Source organism: Kribbella sp. NBC_01245 (assembly GCF_036226525.1).
Lineage (GTDB): Bacteria > Actinomycetota > Actinomycetes > Propionibacteriales > Kribbellaceae > Kribbella.
Map to the genome: position 1 here is coordinate 5,803,388 of NZ_CP108487.1, position 24,853 is coordinate 5,828,240.

24 protein-coding genes and 1 pseudogene are annotated in these 24,853 nt (G+C 66.8%); 14 read left to right on the plus strand and 11 right to left on the minus strand.

Translation table 11 applies throughout. The annotated features are described in order from the left end of the window. Positions 1–8 precede the first annotated feature (8 nt). From OG394_RS26375 to OG394_RS26395, 5 genes are all read left to right on the plus strand, one after another. Positions 9–758, plus strand: coding sequence for an SDR family oxidoreductase (locus tag OG394_RS26375; RefSeq protein WP_328989766.1), 750 nt, complete (start codon positions 9–11; stop codon positions 756–758). Position 759: 1 nt separating this feature from the next. Then, positions 760–1,704: an LLM class F420-dependent oxidoreductase gene (locus OG394_RS26380; protein ID WP_328989767.1), complete on the plus strand. Its 945-nt coding sequence runs from the start codon at positions 760–762 to the stop codon at positions 1,702–1,704. Continuing rightward, the gene (locus tag OG394_RS26385; RefSeq protein ID WP_328989768.1) at positions 1,701–2,687 is read left to right on the plus strand and encodes a 2-dehydropantoate 2-reductase; all 987 of its coding nucleotides are present in this window, start codon (positions 1,701–1,703) and stop codon (positions 2,685–2,687) included. Before OG394_RS26380 ends, OG394_RS26385 begins: the two co-directional genes overlap by 4 nt. A 425-nt stretch (positions 2,688–3,112) precedes the next feature. Continuing rightward, positions 3,113–3,424, plus strand: coding sequence for a hypothetical protein (locus OG394_RS26390; RefSeq protein WP_328989769.1), 312 nt, complete (start codon positions 3,113–3,115; stop codon positions 3,422–3,424). A 163-nt stretch (positions 3,425–3,587) separates the two neighbouring features. Beyond that, positions 3,588–3,935, plus strand: coding sequence for a VOC family protein (locus OG394_RS26395; RefSeq protein WP_328989770.1), 348 nt, complete (start codon positions 3,588–3,590; stop codon positions 3,933–3,935). Between the two features lie 13 nt (positions 3,936–3,948). Here the strand turns inward: OG394_RS26395 and OG394_RS26400 are convergent, their stop codons facing one another. Beyond that, positions 3,949–4,242, minus strand: coding sequence for a cupin domain-containing protein (locus OG394_RS26400; protein ID WP_328989771.1), 294 nt, complete (start codon positions 4,240–4,242; stop codon positions 3,949–3,951). 3 nt (positions 4,243–4,245) lie between these two features. Continuing rightward, positions 4,246–4,404: a hypothetical protein gene (locus OG394_RS26405; RefSeq protein ID WP_328989772.1), complete on the minus strand. Its 159-nt coding sequence runs from the start codon at positions 4,402–4,404 to the stop codon at positions 4,246–4,248. A gap of 123 nt (positions 4,405–4,527) precedes the next feature. Between OG394_RS26405 and OG394_RS26410 the strand changes: the two are divergent. Then, a pseudogene (locus OG394_RS26410) lies at positions 4,528–4,985 on the plus strand (winged helix-turn-helix transcriptional regulator). A gap of 196 nt (positions 4,986–5,181) precedes the next feature. Here the strand turns inward: OG394_RS26410 and OG394_RS26415 are convergent. Further along, the gene (locus OG394_RS26415; RefSeq protein ID WP_328989773.1) at positions 5,182–7,068 is read right to left on the minus strand and encodes a sensor histidine kinase; all 1,887 of its coding nucleotides are present in this window, start codon (positions 7,066–7,068) and stop codon (positions 5,182–5,184) included. Then, positions 7,058–7,768, minus strand: a complete 711-nt coding sequence (locus OG394_RS26420) for a response regulator transcription factor (RefSeq protein WP_328989774.1) — start codon at positions 7,766–7,768, stop codon at positions 7,058–7,060. Before OG394_RS26420 ends, OG394_RS26415 begins: the two co-directional genes overlap by 11 nt. Positions 7,769–8,056: 288 nt before the next feature. Here OG394_RS26420 and OG394_RS26425 point away from each other — a divergent pair, with 288 nt between their 5' ends. Genes OG394_RS26425 through OG394_RS26440 form a run of 4 tightly spaced genes read left to right on the plus strand, consistent with a single transcriptional unit; the run spans position 8,057 to position 12,529 of the window. Next, a complete protein-coding gene (locus OG394_RS26425; protein WP_328989775.1) occupies positions 8,057–9,151 on the plus strand; it encodes a hypothetical protein in 1,095 nt (364 codons plus the stop codon). Next, positions 9,148–10,584 (plus strand): peptidoglycan-binding protein, encoded by a 1,437-nt coding sequence (locus OG394_RS26430; RefSeq protein WP_328989776.1) that lies wholly within the window; start codon positions 9,148–9,150, stop codon positions 10,582–10,584. Before OG394_RS26425 ends, OG394_RS26430 begins: the two co-directional genes overlap by 4 nt. Then, positions 10,581–11,252, plus strand: coding sequence for an ABC transporter ATP-binding protein (locus OG394_RS26435; protein WP_328989777.1), 672 nt, complete (start codon positions 10,581–10,583; stop codon positions 11,250–11,252). The genes OG394_RS26430 and OG394_RS26435 overlap by 4 nt, the downstream gene beginning before the upstream one ends. Then, positions 11,246–12,529, plus strand: coding sequence for an ABC transporter permease (locus OG394_RS26440; protein ID WP_442914232.1), 1,284 nt, complete (start codon positions 11,246–11,248; stop codon positions 12,527–12,529). Before OG394_RS26435 ends, OG394_RS26440 begins: the two co-directional genes overlap by 7 nt. A 190-nt stretch (positions 12,530–12,719) precedes the next feature. Here OG394_RS26440 and OG394_RS26445 read toward each other — a convergent pair whose 3' ends face one another. The 3 genes from OG394_RS26445 to OG394_RS26455 are packed head-to-tail and all read right to left on the minus strand — an operon-like array spanning position 12,720 to position 15,652. Then, positions 12,720–13,991 carry an MFS transporter gene (locus OG394_RS26445; protein ID WP_328989779.1) on the minus strand — a complete coding sequence of 424 codons (1,272 nt, stop codon included), beginning with the start codon at positions 13,989–13,991 and terminating at the stop codon, positions 12,720–12,722. A 31-nt stretch (positions 13,992–14,022) separates the two neighbouring features. Next, positions 14,023–14,952, minus strand: a complete 930-nt coding sequence (locus tag OG394_RS26450) for an acyl-ACP desaturase (RefSeq protein ID WP_328989780.1) — start codon at positions 14,950–14,952, stop codon at positions 14,023–14,025. Positions 14,953–15,004: 52 nt separating this feature from the next. After that, positions 15,005–15,652, minus strand: a complete 648-nt coding sequence (locus tag OG394_RS26455; RefSeq protein ID WP_328989781.1) for an alpha/beta fold hydrolase — start codon at positions 15,650–15,652, stop codon at positions 15,005–15,007. Between the two features lie 23 nt (positions 15,653–15,675). Here OG394_RS26455 and OG394_RS26460 point away from each other — a divergent pair, with 23 nt between their 5' ends. Next, positions 15,676–16,089 carry an acyl-CoA thioesterase gene (locus tag OG394_RS26460; protein WP_328989782.1) on the plus strand — a complete coding sequence of 138 codons (414 nt, stop codon included), beginning with the start codon at positions 15,676–15,678 and terminating at the stop codon, positions 16,087–16,089. Beyond that, positions 16,086–17,195, plus strand: a complete 1,110-nt coding sequence (locus OG394_RS26465; protein WP_328989783.1) for a zinc-dependent alcohol dehydrogenase family protein — start codon at positions 16,086–16,088, stop codon at positions 17,193–17,195. Before OG394_RS26460 ends, OG394_RS26465 begins: the two co-directional genes overlap by 4 nt. Positions 17,196–17,198: 3 nt before the next feature. Here OG394_RS26465 and OG394_RS26470 read toward each other — a convergent pair whose 3' ends face one another. Then, positions 17,199–18,410 (minus strand): GNAT family N-acetyltransferase, encoded by a 1,212-nt coding sequence (locus OG394_RS26470; RefSeq protein ID WP_328989784.1) that lies wholly within the window; start codon positions 18,408–18,410, stop codon positions 17,199–17,201. A 241-nt stretch (positions 18,411–18,651) separates the two neighbouring features. Here OG394_RS26470 and OG394_RS26475 point away from each other — a divergent pair, with 241 nt between their 5' ends. Beyond that, positions 18,652–20,094, plus strand: coding sequence for a pre-peptidase C-terminal domain-containing protein (locus OG394_RS26475; RefSeq protein ID WP_328989785.1), 1,443 nt, complete (start codon positions 18,652–18,654; stop codon positions 20,092–20,094). 81 nt (positions 20,095–20,175) lie between these two features. Further along, positions 20,176–21,597, plus strand: a complete 1,422-nt coding sequence (locus tag OG394_RS26480; protein ID WP_328989786.1) for a zinc-dependent metalloprotease family protein — start codon at positions 20,176–20,178, stop codon at positions 21,595–21,597. Positions 21,598–21,714: 117 nt separating this feature from the next. Here OG394_RS26480 and OG394_RS26485 read toward each other — a convergent pair whose 3' ends face one another. Genes OG394_RS26485 through OG394_RS26495 form a run of 3 tightly spaced genes read right to left on the minus strand, consistent with a single transcriptional unit; the run spans position 21,715 to position 24,825 of the window. Continuing rightward, positions 21,715–22,656: a carbohydrate ABC transporter permease gene (locus OG394_RS26485; protein ID WP_328989787.1), complete on the minus strand. Its 942-nt coding sequence runs from the start codon at positions 22,654–22,656 to the stop codon at positions 21,715–21,717. Continuing rightward, positions 22,649–23,551, minus strand: a complete 903-nt coding sequence (locus tag OG394_RS26490; RefSeq protein WP_328989788.1) for a carbohydrate ABC transporter permease — start codon at positions 23,549–23,551, stop codon at positions 22,649–22,651. Before OG394_RS26490 ends, OG394_RS26485 begins: the two co-directional genes overlap by 8 nt. After that, a complete protein-coding gene (locus tag OG394_RS26495; RefSeq protein ID WP_328989789.1) occupies positions 23,548–24,825 on the minus strand; it encodes an extracellular solute-binding protein in 1,278 nt (425 codons plus the stop codon). Before OG394_RS26495 ends, OG394_RS26490 begins: the two co-directional genes overlap by 4 nt. Positions 24,826–24,853 lie beyond the last annotated feature (28 nt).

Genomic DNA, 24,853 nt, shown 5'->3' on the forward strand with positions numbered 1-24,853 from the left:
GAGTACGCATGCGTCGCCGCAACATCCTGATCACCGGAGCCAGTTCGGGGCTGGGCGAGGAGATGGCCCGGCAGTTCGCGGCCAAAGGGCACAACCTCGCGCTGACGGCACGTCGTACGGACCGGCTCGAGCTGTTGCGCGACGAGCTGGTCAAGGCCTATCCCGCGATCACGGCGGTGTTGCGCACGCTCGACGTGAACGATCACGACCAGGTGTTCGAGGTGTTCCGCTCACTCGACAAGGAGCTGGACGGCCTCGACCGGGTGATCGTGAACGCGGGGATCGGCAAGGGCGCGCCGCTCGGCACCGGCCGGTTCGACGCGAACCGCGACACCCTGCTGACGAACCTGGTCGCCGCGACGGCGCAATGCGAGGCGGCGCTCGAGCTGTTCCGCGCTCGGAATGCGGGCCACTTGGTGGTTATCAGCTCGATGTCCGCGATGCGTGGCATGCCGAAGACCATCACGGCGTACGCCGCGAGCAAGGCGGGTCTCGCCGCACTCGCGGAAGGGCTGCGGCTGGAGTTCGTCGGCAAACCGATCAAGGTCAGCGCGATCTATCCCGGGTACATCGCGTCGGAGATGAACGACCAGGTGGCCAAGACGCCGATGATGGTCGACACGGTGACGGGGGTTCGGTCGATGGTGGACGCGATCGACAAGGAGAAGGGCAAGGCCTACGTACCGGCCTGGCCGTGGGTGCCGATGTCTTACCTGATGCGGTTCATGCCGCTGCCGATCTTGAAGAGGATGCTCTGACATGGCCTGGGGTCTGACCGTTCCGCTCACCGGTGTGCCGATCCGGCAGCACCGTTCGCTGATCAGCGAGTTGGCTTCGCTCGGGTTCACCGATCTTTGGTCTGCCGAAGTGGCGGGCGCGGACGCGTTCACGCCGCTGGTGCTCGCGTCCGAGTGGGACGACCGGTTGCGCCTGGGTACGGCGGTCGTGCCCGTGCATACGCGGGGGCCGGCTGCGCTGGCGATGAGCGCGGCTGCGTTGGCAGACCTCGCGCCTGGGCGGTTCGTGCTCGGGATCGGCGCCAGCTCGGAGACGATCGTGACCGGGTGGAACGGCATCGCGTACGACCCGCCTTACGCCCGGACTCGCGACGTGCTGCGCTTTTTGCGGTCGGCGTTCGCGGGGGAGAAGGTGGACGGGGAGTTCGACTCGTTCACGATCCGGCGGTTCCGGTTGGAGAAGGCGCCGGATGTGCCGCCGCCGATCATGCTCGCGGCGTTGCGTCCGCAGATGCTGCACCTGGCCGCGCGGGAAGCCGATGGCGCGATCACGAACTGGCTGTCCGCGGACGACGTACGCAAGGTGCGGGCGGAGTTGGGGCCGGACAAGGAACTGGCCGCACGGATTTTCGTGTGCGTCACCGAGGACGCGGAGATGGCTCGCAATATCGGCCGGTTCCTGATCGCGACGTACCTGACCGTGCCGGGGTATTCGGCCTTCCACGACTGGCTCGGGCGTGGTGAGGCGATGAAGCCGATGCGGGACGCGTGGGCCGCCGGCGACAAGAACGCCGCCATGGCCGCGGTGCCCGTTGAGGTGATCGACGACTTGATCGTGCACGGGTCGCCGGAAGAGTGCCGCGCGCAGATCGGGCGATATGTGGCGAACGGGTTGGATACGCCGATCATCGCGGCTCTGCCTACGGGGACGGACCTGCTGACCACGGCTCGGTCGCTCGCGTTATGAAGATCTGCGTGTACGGCGCCGGCGGGATCGGGTGCTACGTCGGCGGCCGGCTGGCAGCTGCCGGTAGTGACGTCACGTTTGTCGGCCGCCCTCGCATGGCCGCCTCGGTGGCGTCGGGCGGCTTGCGGTTGACCGACTATCGAGGTGCGGACCTGCGGGTCTCGGCCGTTCGCTTTGAGGTTGTCCCAGAGGCGGCCGCTGATGCCGATCTGGTTTTGGTGACGGTGAAATCGGCCGGAACAGCGACCGCTGGTGCCGAACTGGCGAAGGTGCTCAAGCCGGGCGCGGTCGTGGTGAGCTTCCAGAACGGCCTGCGCAACGCGCCTCTGTTGCGCGAGGCGTTGCCCGGGCATCAAGTGGTGACCGGAATGGTCCCCTTCAACGTGCTCAACCGTGGTGGCGGCGCCTTCCACCAGGGGACCGAGGGTTTCCTGGACGTCGAGCCCGGGCTGTCGTCCTTCGCCCCAGCCTTCGCGGCCGCCGGTCTGCCCCTCACCGAGCATGCCGACATGCTGCCGGTCCAATGGGCGAAACTCCTGCTCAACCTGAACAACCCCATCAACGCTTTGTCGGACTTGCCGCTCCGCGACGAGCTATCCCAACGCGGCTACCGGTTGTGCCTGGCCGCAGTCCAATCGGAAGCGCTCGCAGTACTCAATTTCGCCGGCATCAAACCGGCCCAGCTAACCGCCGTCCCCGCCCACCGCATGCCCACGATCCTCCGCCTCCCCGACTTCCTCTTCCGCCGCCTAGCCGCCCGCATGCTCGCCATCGACCCGCTAGCCCGCTCCTCCATGTGGGAAGACCTCCAAGCCGGCCGCCCCACCGAAATCGCCTACCTGAACGGCGAAATCACCACCCTTGGCTCGGACCTCGGCATCCCCACCCCCATCAACACCCGCATCACCGAGCTCATCCACCGGGCCGAACAAACCCCCACCCACTACACCGCCCCCGCCCTCCAATCCGCCCTACCCCTCTAGCCGATCACCCCCGACACGCGCGCCCGCCGGTGTATTCCGTTCATGGGACGCTTGTGACGCGGCGTGTCGCCCATCATCGGACCCGTGTGACCACGAAACCGCCCGCCGTTCATCGGTCCCTTCTGACCAGCGCGTGTCGACAATCCGTGAGTGGACGGGTAATGCGTGACGACTCGCGGGAATTGACTGGGAACGGTCGGAGAAATTGCAGCTAGTTGCAACTGGCAATTGCAGGTTGATGCACACTTGGCGCGGATTCATTGACGGCCCCGCGGAGCTCCCTGAAGACTCATCGGCGATCGGCCATATCGCTGCGCTTTCCGTGCATGAGCTGAGGAATCTTGAATGCAACTCTCCAACGCCAATGGTCACGATCGATGCTCCGATTCATGGCTGATGCCAACCGAGTAGAAGGGAGCACTCCTATGAAGAGAATTCTTTCCATCGCCGGTGCAGCAGTCCTCGCAGGTGGCGCATTGACAGCCGTCGCCGGGCCGGCCTCCGCCACCGCGAACGTTCCACTGTGTGTGCAATATTATGCGGTCGGGGCTCCGCACCCCGGTGGAACGGTGCGCTGCGACCCAGGCTATGTCTATCAAGCGCTCGTCGTTTGCAAGGATTCTTGGGGCGCCAAGAAGACCTACCATGGCTCATGGGAACAGTTCCCGGAATGGTCGAACGCCTATTGCACAGGCGCCTATCCGTATCGCGTATCAATTGGTTATGAAGTGAACTAGCCGCGGTCATTCGACAGTTGGTTGCACTAATCGGCAATCGGCCGGCGCTGAAACTCAACTGAAGGCGAAGGCCCTTCCCGATGACGCGGAAGGGCCTTCGTCGGCGCCGCATGATTACCGGCAGACCGGGCACTGGCCGGGGAACGACCTGAAGGGAGCCGCGATGAGTATCACCAAGACCCTGGCCGTCGTACCGGTGGAGGATTTCGAGGTGGCGCTCGAGTGGTACGGGCGGCTCTTCGGACGCCCCGCGGACGCGCAGCCGATGGCCGGGTTGGCGGACTGGCATCTGAGCGACAGCGCGTGGGTTCAGCTGCACCAGAACAGCGACTCGGCAGGGAAGAGCTTTCTCAATTTCGCGGTCGACGACCTTCAGAAGCACACGGACGAGCTCGCGGGCCGGGAGATCGCGCTTGGTGAGGTCATCACGACCGACAAGGGCGCGAAGCTTGCTCCGGTAAACGATCCGGATGGCAACACGATCACGTTCATCGAGAACCCGTCTGTCTGAACCAGTGCCGGCTTCAGACCGGGATCGAGTCGTACCGGGCTGAGATCGCCGTACGGGCGGCTCGGTCGCGAATCGCGTTCTGTGGCAGTTCGCCGAGCTCGAAGAACATCTCCTCCAGCCCGCCCGGCACCATCAAGGTCAGGAACCGGCCGCCGCCCTCGGCCGCGGTGATGGTGTGCGCCGTTTCCCGCGGTACCAGGATGTAGGTCCCCGGATCCGCCACGATCGCCTCATCCCCGACGGTGAACGTGAACCGGCCGTCCAGAACGAAGAACGACTCCTCGAATTCGCGATGCAGGTGCGGCACCGTTCAGGCGCCCTCGCTGCTACCCCAGAACTCCGTCAACGCGAAGGCGTCCGTGCTGTCGGCACCGGCCCGCAGCCGCATCTTCGCCACCCCGAGATCCACGGTCCGCCCTTGCCCCGGCGTCACGACGTGCGCCTTACCCGGCACGATCATCCGACCCACCCCATTTCTCCGAAGGGGCCGGTGGAACCCCGACCCGCTGCTCTCAACGCCCCGCCGATTCCGCGGCCGGGCAATATCAAAATCTGAAGTTGCCATCCGGCGCCGCCGGGGTGACGCTGGCAGGTGCGGAATTACGGTCAGTTCTGCCCGATCGCCAGGAGCTCCGAGCTACTGGCGGAGCGCTGGACGCCGATCATCGTCCGCAACCTGCTCATCGGCTGTCGCACCTTCAACGAGATCAGGCAGGGAGCGCCAGGCATCTCGACCGCCTGCTGGCCCAGCGGCTCGACACCTTGGAGCGGCACGGAGTCCTCGTGCGTACGGTGAAACCATCCGGCCATGGCGTGACCTACGAGCCGACCGAGATGGGCCTGGCTCTTCGGGCGGTCCTCGACGCAATGGGCCAGTGGGGCGCCCAGTGGCTGGAAATCGAACCAGTTCACCGCGACCCGGCGTACGTACTCTGGGCCACGCTCAAGCTCATCGACGTCGACCAGATCCCCGCACAGACCACCGTGATCCGGTTCCAGTTGAGCGACCGTCCGGCGGACGCCTACTGGCTGATCCTGCGCCGCCCGTAGCCGGAACTCTGTACCCGCCCCAGCGGGTATCCGGAGGACATCGTCTGCCGCACCGACTCGACCACCATCATCGACCTGCACCTGAAGCGGATCGGCTACCTCGCCGCGATCCGCGCCAACCGCCTCGAGCTGATCGGCCCGCCCCACCTCACCCGTCAGTTCCGAAGCTGGTTCCGCACCAGCCCCTTCGCCGCCTTCATCCCGCCTGTCCGGGATAGGGGAGTTCCAGAGTGAAGGTGGAGCCGGTGTTGGGGGTGCTGGTTACGCCGATGCGGCCGTGGTGGGCTTCGATGAGGTGTTTGGTGATGGCCAGGCCGAGGCCGCTGCCGCCGGTTTCGCGGCTGCGGGATTCGTCGACGCGGTAGAAGCGGTCGAAGAGGCGTGGGAGATGCTCGGGCGCGATGCCCGTACCGGTGTCGGTGACGTCGATGGTGGCACGGCCTCCAGACGTACGCACGGAGACGGTGACGCGACCACCCGCCGGGGTGAACCGGAGTGCGTTGGAGACGAGGTTGCCGATCGCTTGCCGAATGCGAGCGCCGTCGACCGTCGCGAAGACCGGTCCCTCGGCCGAGGCGGTGAGCACCACCTCGGCGGCTTCGGCCTTCGGGCGGTGAGCGGCGACGACCTGCTGGGCGAGATCCGCGAGGTCGCGCCGTTCGCGATGGAGCCGGAGCATGCCCGCGTCGGCGAGGGCCAGATCCTGCAGGTCGACCACCAACCGCTCGAGCAGGTCGGCCTCCTCCAGCAGCGAGCCGACCAACGCCCCGTCGAGTGGGACGACCCCGTCTTCCGAGGCAACGAGATAGCCCTTGATGTTGGCGAGCGGCGTGCGCAACTCATGCGCGACATCGCTGACCATGGCCTTGCGCTGATGGTCGTGCTGCTCGATCGACGCTGCCATCGCGTTGAAGGCGTGCCCGAGCCGCGCCACTTCGTCGGTACCGCTGACCGGGACGCGGGCGCCGCGATGCCCCGAGGCCATCTGCTGGGCGGCGCCGGTCAGGGCCACGATCGGGCGGACAAGTCGGCGGCCGGCGAAGACCATCACCAGGCTCGCGATCAGCAGTACGCCGAGCGCCGTCGCCGTCGTACGCAACAGACCTTCGCCGGAGAAGACGTTGAACCGGTTGGCCTCGCCGAGGAACAACTGCGCCCGCGGTGCGACGTACGGCTTGTAGGTCGTGGCGCGCGCCTCCGACGTACAGGCCTGGAAGCCTTCGCTCACCTTGCTCGCGGACGGATCCTCCGACTGCGGCGGCACGAGCTCGGTCAGGCCGGTCGGATTGGGGACCTGGTCGTACCGCTCGTTTCTCGCCTGCAAGCACGCCGTGGCCCGGGCGACCTCTTCGGTGTTCAGCGTGAGGGCAGCCGCGGAGGCCGCGCTCAGCTCCTGCGGCACGCACGCGGCGAATTGCGGATCGCCACCACCGACATAGGTGAATTCGGAGCTGGTCTCGTTGACCGGCGTACGGACGCCGACCTCGGGGACTCCGCTCGGCCCCTCGATCAGTTCCGCGTCGTGGCTGTTCGCCCGCAGACAGCCGACCGCGGCCGTGCCGATGGCCTTGCGGTGCTGCCGCTCGGCCTCGGTCATCCGCCAGTACGGCGATCCGATCGTGCTGCCGGCGCTGAAGATGACGCTGCCGTTCGCGCCGACCGCCGGTACCGCTCGTCGCATGATGCTGCCACCGGCCGCCGCGGAGACCGTGAGCTGAGGCTGTTCCAGGATGTCGAGCGCCGCCGCCGGCCGGCTGGGCAGTTCGGGGGCGGTGCCGAGGGTCCTGGCCGAATCCGCGATGACCTTGCCGTCGGCGGTGGTCACGGCGATCCGGCGGCCGGTCTCGTTCGCGAGTTGGCCGACCAGGGTGCCGACGGATGACCAGTCGGAGTGGTCCGCGGCGTACGCCAGCAGGTCGCCGTAGATCCGGCCGTCTGCGTCGAGCTGGGTGCCGGACTGGTCGATCTCGCCCTGCAGCTTCTCGGACGTGCTGTACGTCGCGATCAGGGCTGTCGCGATCACGGCGCCGAGCGCGACGGCCAGGGACAACGTGAGGAATCGCAGCAGCACACTACGGCGCATCGGCCCGGGCCTTTCCCGCAATGGCATCGGTCAACTTGTAGCCGACGCCGTACACGGTCAACAGGTACGTCGGCCGGGCCGGCGCCGCCTCGAGCTTCTTGCGCAGGTTCATCACGTGTACGTCGATCGTCCGGTCGAAGACGTAGTGCTCGAACCCGAACGCGTGCTCCAGCAACTGCTGCCGGGTGAACGCGCGCCCGGGTGATGCCGCCAGGCAGGCCAGGATCTTGAACTCGGCCGGCGTCACCTCGATCAGACGCCCGCCGAGTGACACCTCATGCCGGATCGGGTCGATCACCAGCTCGCCCACTTGGTAGACCTTCGCCGCGTCCGCCGTACCGGCCCGGCGCAGCACGGTGCGGACCCGCGCGACGAGTTCACGCGGGTTGTACGGCTTGGTCAGGTAGTCGTCCGCGCCGAGGTCCAGCCCGAGCAGCAGGTCGTCCTCGGTGGAACGGGCGGTCAGCATGATGATCGGAATGTTGCCGTCGGCCCGTAATACCCGGGTCACGTCCAGGCCGTCGACCTTGGGCATCATCACGTCCAGCACCAGCAGGTCGGGCGCACGCCGCCGGGCCTCCTCGATCGCCGCGCGCCCGTCGTGCACGACCACGGTCGAATGCCCGTCGCGCTCGAGGTAGCGGCGGATCAGCTCGGCCTGTTTGAGATCGTCTTCGGCGACGAGAATCCTGGCTGCCACGTTTTGGAGTGTCGCAGCAGAACGTGAGGATTCTATGAAGGTCAGCTGAGAAGTGGTCGGCGTCGGAGGTTCGTCGGCGTCTGCGGCGCCCAGGCGGGCACATCGCGGCGTTGGAGAAGAAGCCACGATGGAAAAGCATCGAGGCTCCTTCTCCGCCTTGCGCTGCACCCACCTGGACCCCGCAGCCACTCGACGACCCTCCGACGCCGACCACTTGGCCGACAAAAGCACGGGAGATCAACAGCTCCTTCACAGGTTCTTCACAGCCCCGGCGCCAGGCTGCAGCCCATGAACAGATCACGGAAGCCGGTGGCCCTCGCCGTACTCACCTTGCTGGCGGTTGCCGGCTGTGGAAGCGGCCCGGCCGATACCGGGAAAGACACGGCAGCAGGCGACGGTAAGAGCCCGCTGGCGCAATACATGGGCGAAATGTTCAGCGGCGGAAACGGCGGCGTGATGATGCGGGCGACCCGCGTCGGCGGCTCGGGCCAGCCGACTGAGCAGGAGCTGGCGAAACAGCGCAAGGTCAGCGAGCTGACCGCGGCGTGCATGAAGAAAGAGGGTTTCGAGTACGTCGTCACCCAGCCGGAGACCGAGCAGAAGAAGTCGAAGTTCGATGAGGCGTTCGACCTGCCGCCGGACAAGTTCGCCTCGCAGTACGGGTACGGCATCAGCACGATCGACTTCGCCGCGATGGCGACCGGTGACACGGACGACCCGAACCAGAAGCTCCGCAGCAAGCTGTCCCCGACGGCGCAGAAGGCGTACGACAAGGCGCTCGACGGCGACATGGCCGGCGGCCAGGGTGGCGTCGTGATCAGCAAGCCCGGCAGCGGCCCGACGAACTCGAACGCGCAGAACTCGGGCTGCCGGGGCAAGGCGTTCGAGGAGACGTACGGCAAACCCGGCGAGCAGGGTCCGGACCTGAACAAGTTCGACAGCCTCTTCAAGGACCTCGAGACGTTGCGGAAGCGGATCGAGTCCGATCCCCGCGTGACCGAGGCGGCGCAGAAGTGGTCGGACTGTATGGCCGACGCCGGGCACAGCGGTCTGCGCAAGGTCGAAGACGGCCGGATGAAGATCAATCAGCGGATGGACGCCCTCACAGGCGGTGGCATGCCGCCTTCGGCCAAGCCTGGTACGGCGATCAAGATCCCGACGCTGAAGGACGTCGACCCGGCCAAGGCGGCCGCGTTGCGCAAGGACGAGATCGCGATGGCCATTCAGGACCTCAAGTGCCGCCAGGCCGGATACGACGACGCGTACAAGAAGGTCCAGTACGAGTTGGAGGCCGAGTTCGTCAAGGACAACAAGGCACAGCTCGAGCAGTACAAGGAGAGCACCTCGAACGAGAACGCTCCGGACGACAAGGGCGGCAAGTGACTCCATCACCCCGCTCCCGCCGCCGGGTGCTGGTGAGCGTCTCCTCGATCGCGGTCGCGGCCCTGGGCGTGGGCGTTCTGGCGGGCAGCCGGATCGCCTCGCCCGAGGACGCCGCCGCCCGGACGGCACCGCCGAAGGCCTCGCAGATCACCGTGCCGGTGGAGAAGCGGGCGTTGTCCAGCAAGGTCGTCGCCCGGGGTGACGCGTCGTTCGACGGCGCGGTCAACCTGCGGGTGGAGACGGCCGGGTTGGGAACGCCTGCGGTCGTCACCGGCAAGGTGCCGGCTGTCGGCGCGTACGTCAACGAGGGCAAGGCTGTTCTCGAGATCACCGGCCGGCCAGTGATCGCGCTGGCCGGCGCACTACCGATGTACCGCGCGCTTCGGCCGGGGTCGCGCGGGCCCGACGTACTCCAGTTGGAGCAGGTGCTGCGCCGGCTGAAGTTCGACCCGGGCGCGGTAGACGGTGTCTACACCTCGGATACCGGTCAGGCCGTCGCGCGGTTGTTCCGCGCGGCGGGGTACGAGGCGCCCGAGGTCGACCAGCAGTACAAGAACGCCGTGGACCAGGCCAAGCAGCAGGTGAAGTCGGCCCAGGACGGCGTCCGGAACGCGAAGCGCACGCTCAAGCAGGCGCAGGCCGGCCCGACCGAAGCGCAGTTGGTCCAGGCGAACAACGAGGTCGAGGCCGCCGAACGTGAACTCAACGCCGCCCGCGGCAACGCGAAGGCGTACGCCGCGGCGAAGGACCGGCTCGAACTCGCCAAGGCCCAGCGCCGGGATCTGCTGAAGGACAAGGACATCTCGATCGAGAAGTCCGCCCTCGCCGATGCCCAGGAGCGTTTGACCGACGCGAACGACGCACTGGTGAAAGCCCAGGCCGAGGCCGGTACGCCGCTGCCGGTGTCCGAGGTGGTCTACGTGAAGAGCCTGCCGCGCCGGGTGGACAAGGTGAACGTGAGCCGAGGTGCGGTGGTCAATGGCGACGTGATGTCGGTCAGCGGCGCGTCCCTGGTAGTGACGCTCAAGGTCGACGCTGCCACCAAGGAACTGCTCAAGGGCGGTATGGCCGCCAGTCTCGACCTCGGCGACGGCAAGCTCATCCCAGCCCGCGTGACCCGGATTACCCGGTCAGACGACGGCTGGAACGTGGTGATCAGTCCGAAGAGCCTGACCGGCCAGCAGCTCGAACGGCTGCGATCGGCCAACGTACGCGTCACCATCCCCGTCAAGAGCACCCAGGGCAAGGTGCTCGCCGTACCCACCTCTGCGCTCTCTGCCGGGCCTGACGGGGAGTCGCGGGTAGAGGTTCTCCGTAACGGCAAGGTCGAGTTGGTACGGGTAGAGGTCGGTCTGTCGGCTGACGGCTTCGCAGAGATCAAGCCCGTCGGTGGACAGCTGGCCGAGGGCGACCAGGTTGTGGTGGGCAAATGACCGCACCGGTGGTGGAGATGGTCGGAGTCCGCAGAGTCTTCCGCGGACCGCCTGAGGTGCAGGCGATCCGTGAGGTGGACCTGACCATCAAGGAAGGGGAGTACCTGTCGATAGTCGGGCCATCCGGCTCAGGCAAGTCCACCTTGCTGCACTTGCTCGGACTGCTCGACAAACCCAGTGACGGGATCTACCGCCTGGACGGCGTTGACACTTCAAGCCTGCACGACCGGCGCCGCGCCGTACTGCGTGGTGAACGGATCGGCTTCGTCTTCCAGTCGTTCCACTTGCTCGACCATCGCACCGTGCTGGAGAACGTCGCCCTGTCGATGGTGTACGTCGGAGTGCCGCGCCGCCAGCGAATGGCCAGAGCGCGCGTGGCACTCGAACGAGTCGGCCTCGGTCATCGGATGGACTTCGCGCCGACGACCCTGTCGGGTGGTGAGCGGCAGCGGGTCGCGATCGCGCGTGCCTTGGTCGCCGAACCGTCCCTGCTGTTGGCGGACGAGCCGACGGGAAACCTCGACACGGGTAATGCCGAGGCGATCCTGGAGCTGTTCGACGAGCTGCACCAGGAAGGGATGACGCTGGCCGTCATCACCCACGACGACCACGTCAGCCATCGCGCCGAACGTCGGGTCCGCATCGTCGACGGGACTCTCCGATGGTGAGGCCTTTGCGTATCAAGGGCAGACGGGTTTTCAAGGGCAAGCGTCTTAGGCCCGAGCGCGTGCCCGAGCCGGGCGTACGGCGTGGGCCTGCGGTCCGCGACCTGCTGGACGAGGCGCTCGCGGGTGTCGCGGCCCGGCCGACCCGGCTGATCCTCACCACCCTCGGCACTGTGCTCGGTATCGCCGCACTCGTCGGCACGATCGGCCTCGGGCAAACGGCCGCCGGCCAGATCACCCAGCGGTTCGACCTCGCCGCGGCCACCCGGGTCGTGGTCTCACCCGGCGATCGCGCTGACGAACAGGCCGCCACCGAACTCCCTTGGGACGCGCCCGAACGGATCAAGCGGCTCAACGGCGTCGACGCCGCCGGGACGTTCAGCACCCTGCAAGTCGGCGACGACCTGGTTCGCAGCGTGGCCGGCCTCAGCGGTCAGAAGGACGGGCACCAGCTGCCGATTCTCGCGGGATCGCCAGGCCTGTTCGACGCCGTCCGGGCAGCGCTGCGGACCGGCCGGTACTTCGACGCCGGACACGACAAACGCGCCGACAAGGTCGTTGTGCTCGGCAAGCATGCCGCTGAGCGCCTCGGCATCAACCGGGTCGACTCGCAGCCCGCGATCTTCGTCGGCGACCAGGCGTACACGGTGATCGGCATTCTCGACTCGGTCAGCGGCCGGGCCGAACTGCTCGACGCGGTGATCATGCCGAACGGTACGGCGAAGCTCGCGTACTCGCTGAAATCCCCCGATGCCCTGGAGATCCGGACTCAGGTGGGCGCCGCCCAGCTGATCTCCCGGCAGGCACCGGTGGCGATTGACCCGAACCAGCCCGAGTCGCTACAGGTCGACGCACCGCCGGCACAGGGCCAGGTACGCCGTGGTGTCGAGACCGATCTGAACGCGTTGTTCCTGCTGCTCGGCGCCGTCGCCCTGCTCGTTGGCGGTCTCGGCATTGCCAACGTCACCCTGCTCTCGGTCCTCGAACGCGTCTCCGAGATCGGTCTGCGCCGGGCCCTTGGAGCCGCGCGACGACACGTGGCCGGCCAGTTCCTGGTGGAGAGCGTCATCGTCGGCTTCCTCGGCGGCCTCCTCGGCACAGCCGTCGGAGTCCTTCTGACAGTCATCGTCTCCGCCATCAACGAGTGGACGCCACTCCTGGACCCCCGCCTGGCGATCGGCTCCCCCTTCCTGGGCGCGGTAATCGGCCTAATCGCCGGCACCTACCCCGCCTGGAAAGCCTCCGCCATCGAACCCATCACCGCCCTCCGCGGCACCTAAACCCGACGCTCGCCTGGTTGAGGGGCCGGGCGAGCGTCGTCTGTGTTTGTTGGCCAGCGGGCGGCCCCCTTTACTTTTTGTCCGCGAGTGGTCAGATCTGGTCCGGGGATGCGGGTGCCTGGATGGTCGCCGTGCGGACCAGATCTGACCACTCGCGGACAAAAAGGGGGCCGCCCGCGGCAAAAGAAGGTCAGACGGCCACGCGCGTGCGGGATGCGCGGGAGTAGGCGAAAGCGGTGAGGGCGAAGCCGAGGACGATTAGGGCGAGGACCGGGTAGGACTTGCCGGCGTCGGGGAGGACGACGGCGCCTAGGGCGGCGGCTGATACCTGGGCGACGTTGAAGATCATGTCGTACAAGGAGAAGACGCGGCCGCGGTAGACGTCGTCCACGCCCGTCTGGACCAACGTGTCGACGCTGATCTTGACGCCTTGGGCGCAGAAGCCGGTGAGGAATCCCGCGATCAGTAGGGCCGGTTGGGTGTAGAGACCGCCAGGGAATGCCGTCACCACCGCGGCTGCCACGAACAGCCAGGTGATCCACTGGCGCAACGACATCACGCGGGTCGCCCACGGCGTGACCAGGGCCGCGACGAAGAGCCCTGCGCCGACCATCGCGGTGGCGAGGGCCAGGGCGCCGAAGGCCTGATCGAGTTGGCCCGGACCGTAGAAGTGGTTCCGGTAGAGCAGGATCATCCCGACGGTCACGAGCCCGAAGAAGAACCGCAGCGACCCGATGGCGGCCAGACCGAGCGCGGCCTGGCGGCGTTCGCGCAGATGGCGGCCGCCGTCGACGAGGCCCGTGGCGATACTGCGGACGGCCTCGACGAAACCGGGTTCATCCCCGTTCAGGTCAGGCCCGAGCTGGCGCCGTCCGAGTCGCAGCGCCAGGAAGGCGGCCGCCACGTAAACCGCGGACGTCGTACCGAGCACGATCAGATCGGCATCGGTGACCAGCTTGATCAACGCGCCGAGCCCACCGCCGATCATGAACGAAGCCGTGCCGGACGTCGGGGTGACCGCGTTGGCCATCACGAGTTCGTCCGGATCGACCACGTGCGGCAGCCCGGCGGACAGACCCGACAGCAGGAACCGGTTCACCCCGAGCGTGAGCAGAACGGCCAGGTAGAAGGGCACTCCGGCGTTGCCCACCGCCACGATCCCCGCGACCACGAGCACCAACGCGGCCCGGGTCAGGTTGGCGCCGAAGAGGATCTGGCGTCGCGACCATCGATCCAGCAGTACGCCGGTGAACGGGCCGAGGATCGAGTACGGCAGCAGGGCCACCGCGAACAACCCCGCGATCGCGGCCGCGTCGGGCGCGCGTTCGGGCGAGAACAGCACGTACGACGCGAGGGCGACCTGGAAGACGCCGTCGCCGAGTTGAGAGGTCAGCCGGACGGCGAAGAGACGGCGGAAATCCGGCCGCTTGAGCAACCTGGTGAGGTCGCGAGTGAACTGCACACCGCGACTCTACTCAGGCCCTGGGAGCGAGTCAGTTGGCGCGGGCGGCCTGACGTTCGCGGAGCTTGGCACGCTGCTCGACGAATCGGCTGGCCTGTGCGTCCAGCGCGGTCATGAACTCGCCCAGCTCGTCGCGCGCCTTGGCTCCGTCACCGCTGAGGTCCTCGCGCTCGAACACCTTCCACTTGCGCAGAATCGGCGCCACCACCTCGTCGTGATGCAGCCGCAGATCGTAGATCCCGGCCTTCGCGATGGTCACCGAGTTCCGGATGAAGCCGTCCATCGTCGCGCCCGGCATGGAGAAGTCGGCCACCTCGTTGGTAACCGCGCGCATCGTCTCGTTCGGCGCGAGCTCGAACGCGGCGCTGACCAGGTTCCGGTAGAAGATCATGTGCAGGTTCTCGTCGGTGGCGATCCGCGCGAGCAGCTGGTCCGCGATCGGGCAGCCGGTGGCCTTGCCGGTGTTGCGGTGCGAGACGCGGGTCGCGAGCTCCTGGAAGCTGACGTACGCGATGGCCTCGAGCATGTTCTTGTCGACCTGGTGCCCGGCGGTCATATGGGCCATCCGGGCGGTCTCGAGCTCGACCGGGTCCACGCCACGGGTGACCACCAGGTAGTCGCGCAAGGCGATCCCGTGCCGGCCCTCCTCGGCGGTCCAGCGGCCGACCCAGGTGCCCCACGGTCCGTCGAGGCCGAACTGCACCGCGATCTCCCGGTGGTACGACGGGAGGTTGTCCTCGGTCAGCAGGTTCGTGATCATCGCGATCTTGGCGACCGGGTCGAGCCGGGACTGCTCCGGCGCCCAGTCCTCACCACCGAGGAACGCGAAGTCGCGGCCCTCACTCCACGGCACGTAGTCGTGCGGGTTCCAGTTCTTGGTGATGGCCAGATGCCGGTTGAGATTGTCCTCGACCACTGGCTCCAGCTCGTGCAGCAGATTAGACACCAGCTTGTCGGTCATCGGGTCCTCCTCGGCGCGACGGGCGATCGCCTCCACCCTACGGCACCGTAAGTTACGGTCCCGTAGGTTCAGCGCGCAGGTAACTCTCCAACAAGTCGGCCAGTAGTACGGGATGTCCGAGCATCGGGAAATGGGCTCCCGGCATCTCGTCCGCCACCAGCCCGAGCCGCTCCAGCGTCACCCGGCGCAGGAACTCCGCCGGGAAGAACCGGTCCTCCCGCCCGATCACCGCCCGGGTGGGTACGGCGGGGAAACGCTCGAGCGGCCAGGGGTCGGCCATGCCGCCGCCGCTCACCTCGACCAGCTGCCGCCGCCCTTCCGCCGCCAACTCGGTTGGCAGGTCGTGGAAGAACGTGTCGCCCGGCCCGGGATCGACGTACCCGGTGTTGGTCCACCAGTCGCCGACGGTCTCACCCGGCCGCGGGGTCATCCCGGCGAGGAAGACCAGCAGCCGGACCGGGAGGCGTTCGCAGACCAGGGGAGCGGTGATGCCGCCCAGCGAGTGCCCGACCACAGTCAGGTCGGTTCGATCGCCGACGGCCTCGACCACCGCGTCGACGTACTGCGTTAGTCCGGCCTCTGGGTCCTGCCACGGGATGGTGACCGGTACGACGTCGTGGCCGCGTCTGGTCAGCTCTGCCGTCAGTGGGCGCCAGTGCCACGGGGTGCAGCCCGCGCCGGGAATGAGTACGAAGGTCACCTGTACGACCTTATGGTGACTGGATGGATCGGTCCGAGTTCCCGCACTTTCTGGCGATCGGTACGCGCTGGAAGGACAACGACGTCTACGGCCACGTGAACAACGTCGAGTACTACAGCTTCTTCGACACCGTCATCAACGACTTCCTGATTCGGCAGGGCGGTCTGGACATCCACAGCGGTACGGCGATCGGGTTGTGCGTCGAGTCGCAGTGCACGTTCAAGCAGTCCCTGGCCTTCCCGGGCTCAGTGGACGCCGGACTGCGCGTGGCGAAGCTCGGCAACTCCAGCGTCACCTACGAGATCGGGCTCTTCCCGGCGGGCTCCGCAGACCTTGCCGCGCTCGGCCGGTTCGTACACGTCTTCGTCGCCAGGACTGACCGACGACCAGTACCAATTCCCAAGAGCATCCGTACGGCCCTGGAAGGTCTGTCGTGAAGGTCAGAGGCGCAGTACTCCGGGAGATGGGCCTGCCAGCGCCGTACGCCGAGTCCCGGCCGCTGCAAATCGAAGAGGTCGACCTGGCGCCTCCGGGACCTGGTGAACTCCTAGTGCGCGTACAAGCCGCCGGACTCTGCCACTCCGACCTATCGGTGATTGACGGCTCCCGACCGCGCGTGATGCCGATGCTGCTCGGCCACGAGGCTACGGGCGTCGTCGTCACCTGTGAGGCCGAGGGGTACGAGCCGGGCGACACGGTTGCCTTCGCCTTCGTACCGGCCTGCGGCGCCTGCGGCCCTTGTGCCGAAGGCCGTGCCGCCCTCTGCGAACCAGGAGCCGCCGCGAACCTTGCAGGCACCCTGCTCTCCGGCGTACGACGCTTGGGCGACGGGATCAACCATCACCTGGGAGTGTCGGGATTCGCCGACCACGCCGTCGTATCGGCTCGTTCCGCGGTGAAGATCGACCCGGGCCTACCGCCGGAGATCGCGGCCCTGTTCGGTTGCGCGGTCCTGACCGGGGTGGGCGCGGTAGTGAACACCGCCAGACTTCAGGCCGGCCAGAGCGCGGTGGTGTTCGGACTGGGAGGCGTCGGGCTCTCTGCCCTGCTAGGCGCGCGCCTAGTCGGTGCGCATCCACTAGTGGCGGTTGACGTCGTACCTAGCAAGCTCTCGTTGGCGCAGGACCTTGGAGCCACTCACGTCGTGGACGCCTCGTCTGGCGACGTGGTCGAGGCTGTGCGCGAGATAACCGGTGGCGGCGCCGACTACGCGTTCGAGACGGTGGGGAGTGGCGCCGTACTGGGACAGGCCTACGCGGCCACTGCCCGGGGCGGAACCACAGTGACGGTAGGCCTGCCGCATCCCTCGCAGAACTTCACGATCCCCGCAGTAAGCCTCGTGGCCGAGGAACGCACGGTTAAGGGCTGCTACCTGGGTTCGGCAGTTCCTAGCCGGGACATCCCGCGCTACATCGCGTTGTACCAGGCGGGCCGCCTACCGGTCGACCGCCTGCTGACGAACACATTGGCGCTGGAAGATCTCAACGACGGTTTCGATCGGCTTGCCGCCGGCACCGCCGTACGGCAGGTAGTGCTGTTCTAGCTGTTAGAAGATCTCGATGCTGACTGGAGCGACTGGCCAACCGAAGGCGGCGGTGGCCAAGGCGCCGGGGGTGTGCTCGACTACACGGCCGGTTGCGGCGAATTCGGCCAATGATCGGCCGCCGAGGTAGGCCCCACCCAGCGCCGTCACCGACAGCGAGATATCCGGGCCGGACTCGGTCCGCTCGCACGACGCGCGCTCGGTGTCAGCGGTCAACCGGAACCGCCCGTTGTTCTGCGGCAGGAGGTCGTCGGTCACCTCGATCACCAGGTCCACCGCGGTGGCATAGCGGCGTTGCGCGAGGGCCCTGGCGACGTCGGTGAGCCGGACCCAGAGCGACTCGGTCAGCCGTCGGTTGAGGGCGACCGGGTTTGTCACGAGCTGTGCCAGTGGCTCGTCCAGCGCGGCGTGGCCGAACTCGAGCTTCGCGGCGAGATCGATGGTCAGCAGGTGATACCAGAGGGCGTGATAGGCCAGCGGGGTCACGGCGACCAGTTCCTCGAGCGTCACCTCGTTCGCCGGGCCGCCGGAATTCCAGCTCAGCTTGCCGCGCCAGAGTGCGTACCCGTCCAGGGCGCCGGTGCTGTCGCGATGGACCAGGATCTGCCGGGCGGTCTTGCCGCCACGGTCCTCGGGCTTGTCCAGCAGGCGCCTGCGCCAGGTCGGCTCCGATCGTCCGGACACGCCCGGACGGGACGCCTGTAACCCGCGAAGCAGCGGCGCCAACTGAGTGAGCGCGTCGTCTGCGGACAACTCCTCGAGCCGCCCGGACGTCGCCGCCGGCGGCCGCGGTCCGACCCGGCGCAGGTCGACCTCGTACGAGACGCCCCAAGCCGCCGGCGCGTAGCCGAACCGGCCGTAGATCCCGGGCTCGCTCGCCCACAACACCGCCAGCGCCTCCGGTACCTCACGAAGCTGCCTGGCCATCAGACCGGCCAAGATCCCGCGCCGCCGATGAGTTGCGCGCACTCCGACCGCGGTGACGTGCGCCGCCGGCACCACCGCACCTGGCACGGACAGGTCCCAACTCATCGCCTTGGTGGTCCCGACCAGCTGATCTCCGTCGACAGCCACCAGCGCCCGCTCCGGCTCGAACAGCTCCCGATCCAGCTCGCTCGGCGAACTCTCGAACATCATCGCCGAAGCGAACAGGCTGCTAAACCGATCGTGTTCCGCGGCGGTCGCCGGCCGCACCAGATATTCGGGGTTCGTCATACCAGCATCGTCACATCGCTGGGGGCGACGGCCTGCCGCGGGAAAGCCCTTGTGTCTGTCGGAATGGGTGAGATTTCCGGGCAAAAGTGTTCACATCACAGCTTGATTGCGGCACTCTACGCAGAGTGCGCAGTTGCGTACGACACGTGAGGCATTGGTCCGCCCCAGACCTGCCGTGCGATTTCGCCCCTTTCGCATGGACCCCTGTGGCTGGCCAACAGGAGTCCTTGAGGAGGGTTCCATGCACAGCAGGTTCCGCCGTACCGGTGCTTTGGTCGCCACCGGTGCCGCCCTGTTCACCGCCCTTGCCGTCCAGGCCGGTGGTTCCGCAGGCGCGCAAACCATTCTCGACCGTGATCCGGTCGACCAGATCCTTGGTCAGGCCACCCAGGGCAAGTCCGCCCTGGCCACCGTCAAGCCGCGACTGGCCGAACTGGCCAGGCGCAACGGCCTCGCCGAGCAGAAGCTGCTCGGCATTCTCGCCACCGACAAGTCCGCCTGGCTCGACAAGGACGGCCGGCTCTTCTATCAGGAGCCTGCCGCCACCAAGGCCGAGCAGGCCGACGAGCCCGCGCCACGCTGGGCCAAGAAGGCCGTAGCGGCTGCGGACGGCCCGGCCTTCCAGCTGCACAGCAAGCCCGGTTCTAACCGGGTGATCTACCTGGACTTCGACGGCCACACCATCACCAACACGGCGTGGAATACCAACGGCAAGCCCGCCACGGTGAACGTCACGCCGTACGACACCAATGGCAGCCCGAGCGTCTTCAGCACCGCGGAGCAGGATGTGGTTCGCGCGGTCTGGCAACGCGTTGCCGAGGACTACGCGCCGTTCGACGTGGATGTGACGACGCAGGCGCCTGCGGAGTCCGCGATCACTCGTAGCGGTTCGTCCGACTTGCAGTACGGGACGCGCGTACTGATCGACCCGACCACTTGGTACCAGTCCGGCTGCGGTTGTGGCGGTGTGGCCTACGTGGGCGTCTACGACAACACCAGCAACCACTCGTACTACCAGCCCGCTCTGGTCTTCACGAAGGGCGTCGGCACTGGTGCGAAGAACATCGCCGAGGCCGCCTCACACGAGGCCGGGCACAACGTAGGCCTCAGCCACGACGGCACCTCGTCAGTGGGCTACTACACCGGTCACGGCGCCTGGGCCCCGATCATGGGCGTCGGCTACTCCAAGGCGATCAGCCAGTGGAGCAACGGCGAGTACGCGAACGCGAACAACAAGCAGGACGACTACGCGGTCGTCGGCTCCAACGGTCTCGCGCTGCGTGCGGACGACCACGGCGACGGTACGTCGAACGCGACGGCCCTGATCCTCGGCACCACCACCAACGGCGTGTACGCGACTGGTCCGGACGTGGACGTGTTCCGGATCGACGTATCCGCCGGCACCTTCACCTTCGCGGCGAACTCCGCACCGGTGGGCGGCAACCTCGACATCAAGCTCGAGCTGCTGAACTCCTCCGGCGCGGTCATCGCGACGGCAGACCCGGCCTCGGGTCAGTCCGACTCGGGTACGCCGACCGGTCTGAGCGCGAGCATCAGCCGGCAGGTCGCGGCCGGCCGCTACTACCTGCGGGTCGACAACACCGGTTACGGCAACCCGCTGAACACCGGCTACTCCACCTACGGCAGCCGCGGCGCCTACTCGGTCCGCGTCACCGCCGGCTGATTTGTTTCTCGACGGGCCGGGCCTCTTCCGAGGTCCGGCCCGTTCTCTGGGGGGAATCCTTCCTACGAAAGGGATTCCGATATGCGCAACACGACTTTCCGCCGTACCGGTTGCCTCATGGGAGCCGGTGCTTTGCTCTTCGGGGCACTAGCCGTCAACGCGGGCGCTGCTCCGATTCCGATCCCGGACGACCGGGTGCTCGACCAACCGACGCAGGGCAAGGCCGCGTTGGGCCGGATCTCCGTGGCAGATGTTGCCTCGCGCAACGGCCTGGGCTATCAGAAGTTGCTCGACATTCTCGCGACCGACAAGACAGCCTGGCTCGATGCCGATGGCCGGTTGTTCTTCCGCGAACCGACGGCGCCGGCGAATACCCGGGACGAGGTCTCGCCGCGCTGGGCCAAGAAGGCCGTCGCCGCTGCCGAGGGTCCGGCGTTCGAGCTGCACAGCAAACCGGGCGCGAATCGGGTGATCTACCTCGACTTCGACGGTCACACCATTACCGGTACGGCGTGGAACACGTCCAAGGGCATCGACCCGGTCAACGTTTCGTCGTACGACACCGATGGCAATCCGGCGACTTTCAGCACCGCGGAGCAAGACGTCGTACGGGATGTGTGGGCGCGGGTGGCGGAGGACTACGCGCCGTTCGACGTGGACGTCACGACGCAGGCGCCGCCGCAGACCGCGATCGACCGGACCGACGCGAACGACCAGCAGTTCGGCACGCGCGTACTGATCGACCCGGACACCTGGTACCAGAGTGGTTGCGGGTGTGGCGGTGTGGCGTACATCGGCGTGTACGACCGCGCGGGCGATCACGACAACTACCAGCCCGCCTTGGTCTTCACGCGCGGCGTCGGTACGGGCGCGAAGAACCTCGCCGAAGCCGCCTCGCATGAAGCCGGCCACAACGTCGGCCTCGGCCACGACGGCACCGCGTCCGTCGGGTACTACGAAGGCCATGGCGCGTGGGCCCCGATCATGGGCGTCGGCTACTACCGCGGGATCAGCCAGTGGAGCAAGGGCGAGTACGCGAACGCCAACAACACCGAGGACGACTTCGCGGTAGCCACCTCCCACGGCCTGCCGATCCGCACCGACGACCACGGCAACGGTACGTCGAACGCGACGGCCCTGACGGTCGGTACGCCGGTAACCGGGGTGAACGCGGCGACCGATGACGTGGACGTCTTCCGCGCGGACATCGGCACGGCCGGCAACTACACCGCGAACGCCACCGCAGCCGCCGCCGGCGCCAACCTCGACATCAAGCTCGAACTCCTCAACTCGGCCGGCACCGTCGTCGCCACAAACGACCCAGCCGCCGGCCAATCCGACGCCGGCACCCCCACCGGCCTCAGCGCCTCGCTAACCCAAACCCTCCAGCCCGGCACGTACTACCTCCGCGTGGACAACACCGGCTACGCCGACCCCCTCACCACCGGCTACACCACCTACGGCAGCCGCGGCACCTACACCCTCACCCTCACCCAGCCCTAACCCCCACCACCTCCCCACCCACTCGCGCAGACCATCCACAAGTTGGCGCGTAGGCCTTGAAAGGAGGCCGTACGGCGTATCCCTGGGGCGGAGGGGTACGCCGTACGGCTGGGTGGGTCAGCCTTTGAGGCCGACGCTGGCCATTCCTTCGACGAAGCGCTTTTGGGCGAAGACGAACATGACGATCATCGGGAGGGTCGCCAGCGCGGTGCCGGCCATCAAGTACGGCCACTGCACTTCGGCCGGGTTCTGGGCGAAGATCGCGAGGCCCAGTTGCAAAGGCCTGAGCGAGTCCGATGTGGTGATCATCAGAGGCCAGAGGAAGCCGTTCCACGCCGCCTCGATTTGGAAGACGCCGATGGTGATCAAGGCCGGCTTCACCAAGGGCGTCATGATGCGGGCGAAGATGCCGAACTCGCCGAGCCCGTCGACGCGAGCCGCCTGAGCGAGCTCGTCCGGCAGCGATACGTAGAACTGCCGCGCGAGGAAGGTGAAGAGTGGTGCGGCGCCCAGCGGGATGATGAGGCCCCACCAGGAGTTCAGCCAGCCGATACCGCCTTGGCCGAGGATGTTGTTGCCGCCGAACAGCGGGATCGACTTCACCACCAGAAACAGCGGTACCAGGATGATCTGGAACGGCACCAACAGCAGCAGGATGAAGTAGTTCAGCAGCGCCTTCGACCCGCGGATCGGCAGCTTGGCCAACGCATACCCGGCCGTGGTGCAAACCGCCAACGTGAAGGCGGTTTCGCCAACAGCGATGAGCAGGCTGTTGCGGAAGTACTGCAGGAACGGCGCCGTCTGCATGGCTTCGACGAAGTTCCGCCAGCGCAGCTCGCCGGGCAACCAGCTGAACGAGGCGATCTCCAGATCGTTCTTGAACGCGGTCAGCACCATCCAGGCGAACGGCGCGATCATCAGGACCGCACCGAAGCTCAGGAAGACGTACAACAACACCCGGCCCAAGCGGCCGGACGGCGGCCTCGAACCACTGCCACTGACGGTGTCAGTGCTGACGACGGCGGCCGTCGGCTCTGTGGACAACGTGGCGCTAGTCATTGGCGTCCGCCTTCTGGATCAGGCGTCCCAGACCGATGAACGCGGCGATCAGGATCATCATCATCACCGTCTCGGCCGACGCGAAGCCGAGCCGCAGGGCCTGGAAGGCGTTCTGGTAAATGTCGAGCACCAGCACCGTCGTCTCCGTACCCGGACCGCCCTTGGTCATCACGTACACCAGGTCGAACACCTGGAACGTGCCCACGATCGACGTCACCAGCACAAAGAACTGCACCGGCCCAAGGGCGGGCCACGTCACATTGCGGAACGTCTGCCACCGCCCAGCCCCATCCAGCGACGACGCCTCCAGCAGGTCACGCGAAACCCCTTGCAGCGCGGCCAAGTAGATGATCATCTTCGCGCCCAACCCCTGCCAGACACCCACGATCATCAAAGACGGCAATGCCGTATCAGGATTCGTCAGCCACTGCGCCGGCGCCAGCCCGAACAGGCTCAGCACCCCATTGGCCAAACCCGAACCAGGGTTGAAGATCCACAACCAGATGGTCGCGATCGCCACCGTCGCGGTCACGGTCGGCAGGTAGAACGCCGTCCGGAAGAACCCGATCGCGCGCACCTTCTGGTTCAACCCCAGCGCGATCACCAACGCGATCACCATCGACAGCGGGATCACCACCACCGCGTACACGATCGTGTTCCACAACGCGGCCCGGAAATCCTGGTCCTTGAACAACTCGCCATAGTTCTCGAACCCGACCCACGACCATGAATCACCAAAGCTGTAGTCGGTGAAACTCAGCACGACCGCCGCACCGACCGGGATCAAGATGAACACCAGCGAATGCAGCAACGCCGGCGACAACAACAACCAACCGGCCCGCACTTGCCCGGAGATCAACTTCCGGCCGGGCTTTACGCCCACGGTCGCGCTCATCGGGACTGCCCTGCCAGATTCGCCAGCACCTTGGCCGGGTCCTTTTGACCGAGTACGGCCTGGGTCAGCTGGGCGTCGAAGTTCGCGCGCATCTCCAGCCAGTTGGCCGAACCGCCTTCGTACACGGCGAGTTCGAGCCCACCCGCGACGAACTTGCTGAGCGGATTCGACTTCGCCTGTGGGGAGTTGGCGGCGTCCTTGTAGGCCGGGATCTTGCGGTTCAGCTTGGCGATCGCGTCGATCGAGCTCGGTTTGGACAGCGCCTGGATGAACGCCCAGGCGGCCTTCTTGTGCTTGCTGCGCGAGCCGATCGAGGCCAGGTCGCCACCGACGAACTCGACCTCCTTGCCGTTGTTGAACCGGAAGAACTTCAGGTCGTCGCAGTTCTTCTGGCCGATACCCTTGTCCGAGCAGTCGACCGCGCCACCGACGATGCCCATCGCGGCCTCACCAGTGAGCACGAGGGGCTGTTGCGCGGCGTTCTGCTGACCGAAGACCTGGACGTTACCGATCATCGACTTGATCCATTCCAGCGTCTCCAGACCCTTCGCGTTGTTGTAGTTCGGCTGGCCGTTGACGTACAGCGGGGTGCCGGTCGACGCCAGGAACGTGGTGTACGACTGCCGGAAGCCGGTCGGCGACGCCATGTCGAAACCGGTGCGGGTGATGGTCCCGTTGGCGTCGCGCTTGGTCAGCTTCTCCGCGGCGGCCTTCAATTCGGCCATCGTGGTCGGCGGTTTGTCCGGATCGAGGCCGGCCTCCTTGAAGGCGCTGATCCGCAACGCGACCGCTCGGGCGTCCGCGACCAGCGGATACGCGAAGAGCTTGCCGTCGTACGTCGCCGTCGGGATCATCGCCGCGGTGCTCTGCTCTTTGATCAGCTCCGGCGTCACCCCATAGGCGCCCAGGTCGGCGAAGATGCGTTTCGAGGCGAACGGCTGGATCCAGCCGACACCGGTGACCATCACGTCGTAGGGGATACCTGCCGCGATGGAGGTCGAGATCTTCTCGTTCAGATTGCCGTAGGTCGCGTAGTTCGGCTCGACCTTCATCTTCGGATAGACCTTCTTGAAGTCGGCCGCGACCGCTTCGAAAGCCTCTTTGCCCTTATTGCTGGCGGGGAACGAGGGGATCAGCACCCGCAGTGTGCCGGTGGCCTCCGCGGGTGGGATTCCGTCGGTGTCCTTGTCGATCACCCCGTTGCCGCAGCCCGCACCGGCGATACCGGTGACGAGGCTTGTTGCCAGCACTAGCGCTAGCCGTCCACGTTTCACAGGGGAGCTCCTTCGTGCGCCTCATCCA

Bases quoted from the DNA above. Each gene is read 5' to 3' on its own strand.
- OG394_RS26375 (WP_328989766.1), top strand. From the start codon at position 9: ATGCGTCGCCGCAACATCCTGATCACCGGAGCCAGTTCGGGGCTGGGC.
- OG394_RS26380 (WP_328989767.1), top strand. From the start codon at position 760: ATGGCCTGGGGTCTGACCGTTCCGCTCACCGGTGTGCCGATCCGGCAG.
- OG394_RS26385 (WP_328989768.1), top strand. From the start codon at position 1,701: ATGAAGATCTGCGTGTACGGCGCCGGCGGGATCGGGTGCTACGTCGGC.
- OG394_RS26390 (WP_328989769.1), top strand. From the start codon at position 3,113: ATGAAGAGAATTCTTTCCATCGCCGGTGCAGCAGTCCTCGCAGGTGGC.
- OG394_RS26395 (WP_328989770.1), top strand. From the start codon at position 3,588: ATGAGTATCACCAAGACCCTGGCCGTCGTACCGGTGGAGGATTTCGAG.
- OG394_RS26415 (WP_328989773.1), bottom strand. From the start codon at position 7,068: ATGCGCCGTAGTGTGCTGCTGCGATTCCTCACGTTGTCCCTGGCCGTC.
- OG394_RS26425 (WP_328989775.1), top strand. From the start codon at position 8,057: ATGAACAGATCACGGAAGCCGGTGGCCCTCGCCGTACTCACCTTGCTG.
- OG394_RS26435 (WP_328989777.1), top strand. From the start codon at position 10,581: ATGACCGCACCGGTGGTGGAGATGGTCGGAGTCCGCAGAGTCTTCCGC.
- OG394_RS26440 (WP_442914232.1), top strand. From the start codon at position 11,246: ATGGTGAGGCCTTTGCGTATCAAGGGCAGACGGGTTTTCAAGGGCAAG.
- OG394_RS26450 (WP_328989780.1), bottom strand. From the start codon at position 14,952: ATGACCGACAAGCTGGTGTCTAATCTGCTGCACGAGCTGGAGCCAGTG.
- OG394_RS26460 (WP_328989782.1), top strand. From the start codon at position 15,676: ATGGATCGGTCCGAGTTCCCGCACTTTCTGGCGATCGGTACGCGCTGG.
- OG394_RS26470 (WP_328989784.1), bottom strand. From the start codon at position 18,410: ATGACGAACCCCGAATATCTGGTGCGGCCGGCGACCGCCGCGGAACAC.
- OG394_RS26475 (WP_328989785.1), top strand. From the start codon at position 18,652: ATGCACAGCAGGTTCCGCCGTACCGGTGCTTTGGTCGCCACCGGTGCC.
- OG394_RS26480 (WP_328989786.1), top strand. From the start codon at position 20,176: ATGCGCAACACGACTTTCCGCCGTACCGGTTGCCTCATGGGAGCCGGT.
- OG394_RS26485 (WP_328989787.1), bottom strand. From the start codon at position 22,656: ATGACTAGCGCCACGTTGTCCACAGAGCCGACGGCCGCCGTCGTCAGC.
- OG394_RS26490 (WP_328989788.1), bottom strand. From the start codon at position 23,551: ATGAGCGCGACCGTGGGCGTAAAGCCCGGCCGGAAGTTGATCTCCGGG.